The 906-nt window shown below is 32.2% G+C and carries 1 protein-coding gene; it reads left to right on the top strand.

Annotated elements, in window-relative coordinates; all coding sequences use genetic code 11:
- Nucleotides 1-25: 25 nt before the first annotated feature.
- On the top strand, nt 26-906 hold an 881-nt coding region (locus FAY47_RS19925; RefSeq protein WP_243129683.1), incomplete at its 3' end, for an AMP-binding protein.

The raw sequence follows: 906 nt of genomic DNA, 5'->3' as shown, positions 1-906 counted from the left end.
TTTCCCAATAACAAGAATAGGGAAAATGATAGAAAATAGTAATATTTCATTTATTGTATCGCAGAGTGAACAAAGTGAACTCGTAAAAGAGTTGCAAAAAGAGAATAGTATAAAAAATGTAATTTATATGGATGAAGAACCAGTAAAATCTGAAGATGAAAATATTGCAACATTAAGTGACCTTTTAAAACTACCAAAAGAAAATTTAGGCGTATTAAGCACACCACAGGATGTAGCATACATAATATATACTTCAGGTTCAACAGGAATACCAAAAGGAGTAGTTGTAAAGCACCAACCAGCAATAAATTTAATTGAATGGGTAAATAAAAAATATAATGTATGTGAAAAAGATCAAATACTATTTGTTACTTCATTCTGTTTTGACTTATCAGTATATGATATATTTGGAACTTTAGCTACAGGCGGGTCTATAAGAATGGCATCTAAGGATGAAGTTAAGGATTCACAAAAATTACTTAATATTATTTGTGAAGAACCAATTACTTTTTGGGATTCTGCTCCAGCAGCGCTACAACAGGTTGTTCAGTTGCTTCCAAAAGATAAGGCAGTTGCTAAAAATGGTAAGCTGAGATTAGTTTTCCAAAGTGGAGATTGGATTCCTATTACTCTTCCAGATGTTATGGAAAAAGCTTTCCCTGGTGTAAAGGTAGTTAGCTTAGGTGGTGCAACTGAAGCAACAATATGGTCAAATTATTATGAAATAGATAAAGTAGATCCTAATTGTATAAGCATACCATATGGAAAGCCTATACAAAATGCAAAATACTATATATTAGATTCAAATTTAAATCCATGTCCAATGGGAGTAGCTGGAGACTTGTATATTGGAGGAGAATGTCTTGCAGAAGGCTATGCAAATGACTTAAAGCAGACAAATGAAAG

The sequence above is a fragment of the Clostridium sp. HBUAS56017 genome (assembly GCF_007115085.1).
Classification (GTDB): domain Bacteria; phylum Bacillota; class Clostridia; order Clostridiales; family Clostridiaceae; genus Clostridium; species Clostridium cibarium.
The sequence above is the reverse complement of the archived record's forward strand: the minus strand, read 5'-3'. Positions and strand labels throughout refer to the sequence as shown.